The sequence below is a fragment of the uncultured Gimesia sp. genome (genome assembly GCF_937919775.1).
In the GTDB taxonomy this organism is placed as follows: domain Bacteria; phylum Planctomycetota; class Planctomycetia; order Planctomycetales; family Planctomycetaceae; genus Gimesia.
Window position 1 is genome coordinate 1 of the sequence record NZ_CALFPF010000160.1, and the last position, 5,118, is coordinate 5,118.

Here is a 5,118-nt window from a genome sequence, read left to right on the forward strand (position 1 = left end):
ACGCCCAGACTTAGGCCCTGCCGAATGATGTCCGCTTTGGTGAGTGAAATGAGCGGCGTGTGAACGGTGAGGTGGTGTCCTTCGACACCAGCTTTTGTCGCAAGGTTGGCCATCGTCTGAAAGGCCGCGATGAATTCCGGGCGGCAGTCAGGGTAGCCGCTGTAATCGACGGCGTTCACCCCGATGAAAATATCGTAGGCATTCAGTGTTTCCGCCCAGGCTAAGGCGAGCGAAAGGAAGACGGTGTTGCGAGCGGGGACGTAGGTGATGGGAATGCCGGTTTCCAGATCGTGTTCGCTGCGGTCTTTGGGGACATCGATGTCTGCCGTGAGTGCCGAGCCGCCGAAGACGCGCAGGTCGAGCGGGAAAATCACAAACTGTTTGACATCGAACGACTCACAGACTTTTTTCGCTGCTTCCAGTTCGTGCCGATGCCGCTGACCATAATCGAATGACAGGGCATACAATTCAAACCCGGCATCGGCGGCAATCGCTAATGTCGTTGCCGAATCAAGACCACCACTGACGAGAACGACGGCTTTGGGGGGATCATTTGTCATTTATCGAAACACTCCACTATAGATCTCGCGCTAAAAAAGCAAACTATCAGGAGCAATCAGCGGATGCAATCCTCTTGGAAAGCAGGATCTGGTTTTTCACGAACTCAATGAAAGTCGTGCAGAAAACTGCTTTCAATATCCGTATTGGGCTTCGAGAGCAAGTGCGGCGAATAAATTTCGCGATCCCGAGTACTGGTAGCCGAAAGGGATGATGCGCGGATTATACATGCGATCATAGTTGCCGAAGCCTAGGAACTGCAGGGAACCAAAACGGAATGAAGGGCGGTAACCATTGTAGTAAAAAGTGTGTCCCGGATAAGGTGAGCCAAACCAGTTGGAGCGGATCAGATCGCTATACATATACAGTCCGGGCACGGATTGCAGATTTGCAAAATAGGAGTTCTGCGACCAGGGCCACGAATTGGTGTAGGCAGAATACTGACTGCGGGCAGCCATGCGATTCATCAGCGGACGACGTGGGGAATTACAGTTCGAGCATTCAGGCTGTGAAGGGACAGCGGGGATATAGCGCGGGACAATCACGATGGAATCAACGGCGGAATCAACGGTCTTTTCGGACGAGCCAGTCAGTGCAGGGCCATTTACGATCGGCAAATGGATTTCCCGGGTCGCGTAAGAATTCAGGCCTGGCGCGGGAGTAATCTGAACAACCCAGGTCGAACTGGTATCTGGTTTGGAAGGTACTTTCGCTGCTGCAGATGAATTGTGAGTATTGCCTGCCAGGAGGCAGACAACTGTCAGGATGAAAGTCAGGGTGTGTTTCATGGCAGTTACTTTTGAACTCAGAACGATATACGAATGCTGTGGTCTTGATATCAGCCACCAACGGGCCGAATTCTATCCTAGAGAGGCAAATAGACCATTTACCAACAAAAATCCCGATTCTACCGTGAAAAAGCATAAATTATCGTGTCATTCTCACTCCGGGCCAGTGGTCGGCTTGATGGATGACTGCCCGCAGATTAATCTGCCTATGCGTAGCTTGAACAATACTACAAGCTATGCGGGGACTTACATTCACATTTGAAAAGCAGTGGAGAAACACCGTGGCGGCAAAAGCCTGGGGAGGACGATTTCAACAGCAGACAGATGCGCGTGTTGAAGCGTTTACGGAATCAATCAGTTTTGACAGCCGACTGGCGGCGGTGGACATCCAGGGCTCGCAGGCGCATGCACGGATGCTGGCGAAGGTGGGTTTGATTTCCGACGATGAATGCCGGCAGATCGTTGAAACGCTGACGCAAATCGGCAAGGAAATCGAGCAGGGGCAGTTTGAGTTTCGTTTTGAACTCGAAGACATCCACATGCACATTGAAAGTGCTTTGACGGAGCGCATCGGTGATATCGGCCGCAAGCTGCATACGGCTCGCAGCCGGAATGATCAGGTTTCGACGGATCTGAAACTCTACACACGCCAAGCCATTCAGCGGATCGATTCTCTGCTCAAAGATCTGCAGGTCGCGTATGTCGAGCGCTGTGAGCGGGATCAGGATCTGGTGCTGCCCGGCTTTACGCATCTGCAGCGGGCCCAGCCGGTGAAAGCCGCCCATTACTGGCTTGCGTATTGCGAAAAATTTGACCGGGATCGTCAGCGTCTGGCCGATTGTCTGAAGCGGGTGAATGTATCTCCTCTGGGAGGTGCCGCGCTGGCAGGAACGTCGCTGCCCATCGACCGCCATTATTCAGCCGAATTGCTGGAGTTCACTGATGTCGCCCGTAACAGCCTGGATATTTCCAGTGACCGGGATTACCTGGCCGAATTCTGTTTCTGTATGGCGCTGATTGCCACACATTTGAGTAACTGGGCCGAAGAATGGATCGCCTGGTTTTCGACCGAGTTCGGTTTTATCAAACTGCCTGATGCGTTTACGACCGGTTCCTCGATCATGCCTCAGAAACGAAATCCGGATGTGCTGGAGTTGATTCGCGGCAAGTCGGCCCGCCCGATTTCCAATGTCCAGCAAATTCTGGTTCTGCTCAAAGGGCTGCCGATGGCTTATAACCGCGATATGCAGGAAGACAAGCTGGCGCTGTTCGACTCTTACGATACGGTTGCCGCCTGTCTGGAGCTGGCGGCTGCGATGGTGGAAGGGGCAGAACTACAGCAGGAAACGATCGCCGCCAAGCTGGAAGACGGCTTCCTCGACGCGACCGCTCTCATGGAATACCTGATCAAAAAAGGAACCCCGATGCGAACCGGTCACGGCATCGTAGGAAAACTGGTGGCGCTATGCGAGTCACGCAAGTGCCGGCTGGTGGATCTCCCGCTGGAAGAACTGCAGCAGTCGTGTGCGCAGATTGAGAATGATATCTATCAGGTGCTGGGAGCAAGGAATGCGATGGCGGCACTGTGCAGCTATGGTTCAGGGGGAGAAGTACCGGTCAAAGAACAGTGGCAATACTGGAAGGAAAAGCTCGGATTGTGAAAGCGTGTTGAAACGGCTTTAAACTTCTATTGATCCTGCGAAAATCTGACATTAAACGTTCATGAGAAACATCAAATTAACGCTGGCCTATGATGGATCGGAATATGCCGGCTGGCAGGTACAACCGAACGGTCACTCGGTGCAGGCGTGCGTGGAAGCGGCCATTGAAAAGTTGACTCAACAGCGAAGTGGGGTTCTGGTCGCCGGGCGGACTGATGCCGGCGTGCATGCGCTGGGGCAGGTGGCGAATTTTCAAACGGAGTCTGCGATTCCGTGTCAGAATATTCAATCTGGATTGCAGCGTTTTTTACCGGACAATATCTGTGTCCGAGAGGTTGAGGAAGTCGCTGAGTCGTTCCATGCGACTTATTCCGCGGTTCAGAAACGTTATCGTTATGTGATCCATAATACGGCCGTGGGGTATCCCTTCCTGAAACGCTACGTTTCGGAATTCGGCAGACCTCTGGATGAAACGCGAATGCACGCCGCCGGGCAGTTGCTGCTGGGAAAACATGATTTTCGCTGCTTTGAATCGCATTTTCCCAATAAAGCGACCAGCGTGCGGACCATCAAAGAGCTGAACGTGCAACGCACGTCGGTCTGGCCGGTATGGGGCGTGAAAGCATGCTTATCAGCGTCGGATGTGAGTTCACTGGCTGCGGAATTTATTACCGTCGATATCGTGGCGGATGGTTTTCTCTACAACATGGTGCGGGCGATTGTGGGGACCTTGATCGAAGTCGGCGTCGGCCGCTGGTCTCCGGAAGAGGTACAGAATATTTTGACGTCAATGGACCGTTCGCGAGCTGGGGCAACAGCGCCCGCCTGTGGACTGTATCTCGTTCAGGTTGACTATCCAGGCTGATTTTTTCAAAGTACGTTTAATCCTCGCGAGACAAAATTACGTTACCTAAATGCCAGATTGCCGTCTGGAATATTGATCGTTACTCCTCCGGAAAGTGAAAGATGAGTCAACAACCCCCTCCTTTACCTCCGAATGACGCCGATGAGCCCATTTTTCTGGACCACTCATTTGACGGAGAGGGAGAACGGATTGATGATGAGAATGGACACATCTTTCCCTGTGAAGGCTGTGGTTCCGATCTTGTATTTCATATCAACACACAAAAACTGAAATGTCCGCATTGCGGTTTCGAAAAAGAAATCGGCTTTGATCCCGATCAGGAAGTGGAAGAGCAGGATATTTACGGCATGCTGGCGCATCTGCAGGAGCTTCGTGAAAACCCGGAAGCTGCCAGTGATGAGCGAGAGCAGGAAGTCCGCTGCGAAAGCTGTGGCTCGACATTGTTGTTTGTGGGCACGGTGACCAGTTCCGAATGTCCCTATTGCGCGTCTCCCATTCAACTGGAAAACGCGCATACTTCCACAAAGCGGGTTCCCGTTGATGCGGTGCTGCCGTTCCTGATCGAGCAGCAGGTGGCGCGGCAGAATCTGAGAGCCTGGGTAAAATCACTCTGGTTTACGCCGAATGAGTTTATTGAAAAAGGGGTTGAGGGAACTTTTCATGGAGTCTACCTCCCGTATTTTACTTACGATTCGATGACCAGCACGCGTTATTCCGGGCAGCGCGGCGAACATTATTACGTGACGGTTGGCAGCGGGAAAAATCAACGTAGAGAACGGCGTACGCGGTGGTATCCGGCCTCCGGTGCCTTTCAGCGTTTTTTTGATGATGTGGTGATCCTGGCTTCGCAGGGATTGCCGCGAGCATTGATTGAGGAATTGGAACCGTTTCCGATGCAGAAGCTGGTTCCCTTTCGCCATGCTTATCTCGCCGGGTTCACCGCGCGCACCTATGACATTGAGCTTGATGACGGTTTTGTGTTAGGTAAAGAGCGGATCGACGCGGAATTGTATGCAGACGTCTGCAGTCGCATTGGCGGGGATACGCAGAGAATCGATTCCATCAACACGAAATACGACGCCATTACCTATAAACACTTATTACTGCCTCTCTGGCTGATGACCTACAAATATAAAGGGGAGCTGTATCAGGTCGCCGTCAATGCCTCGACGGGGGAAGTGAATGGTGAGCGTCCCTATAGCTGGGTGAAAATCTTCTTCGCATCACTTGTGGGAGGGGCAATTGT

5 protein-coding genes are annotated in these 5,118 nt (G+C 52.4%); 3 read left to right on the forward strand and 2 right to left on the reverse strand.

Annotated features, from left to right (window positions below):
• Together queC and Q0294_RS04355 are read right to left on the reverse strand one after the other, a co-directional pair.
• Nucleotides 1-560 (reverse strand): 7-cyano-7-deazaguanine synthase QueC (gene queC / locus Q0294_RS04350; protein WP_299461302.1); only part of this gene is annotated, 560 nt, incomplete at its 3' end.
• A 132-nt stretch (nucleotides 561-692) separates the two neighbouring features.
• The gene (locus Q0294_RS04355) at nucleotides 693-1,346 is read right to left on the reverse strand and encodes a hypothetical protein (protein WP_299461304.1); all 654 of its coding nucleotides are present in this window, start codon (nucleotides 1,344-1,346) and stop codon (nucleotides 693-695) included.
• 281 nt (nucleotides 1,347-1,627) lie between these two features.
• Between Q0294_RS04355 and argH the strand changes: the two genes are divergently transcribed.
• The 3 genes from argH to Q0294_RS04370 form a co-directional block, all read left to right on the forward strand.
• A complete protein-coding gene (argH, locus tag Q0294_RS04360) occupies nucleotides 1,628-3,007 on the forward strand; it encodes an argininosuccinate lyase (protein ID WP_299461306.1) in 1,380 nt (459 codons plus the stop codon).
• Between the two features lie 61 nt (nucleotides 3,008-3,068).
• Nucleotides 3,069-3,872: a tRNA pseudouridine(38-40) synthase TruA gene (gene truA, locus Q0294_RS04365; RefSeq protein WP_299461308.1), complete on the forward strand. Its 804-nt coding sequence runs from the start codon at nucleotides 3,069-3,071 to the stop codon at nucleotides 3,870-3,872.
• A gap of 101 nt (nucleotides 3,873-3,973) precedes the next feature.
• Nucleotides 3,974-5,118 (forward strand): hypothetical protein (locus tag Q0294_RS04370; protein WP_299461310.1); only part of this gene is annotated, 1,145 nt, incomplete at its 3' end.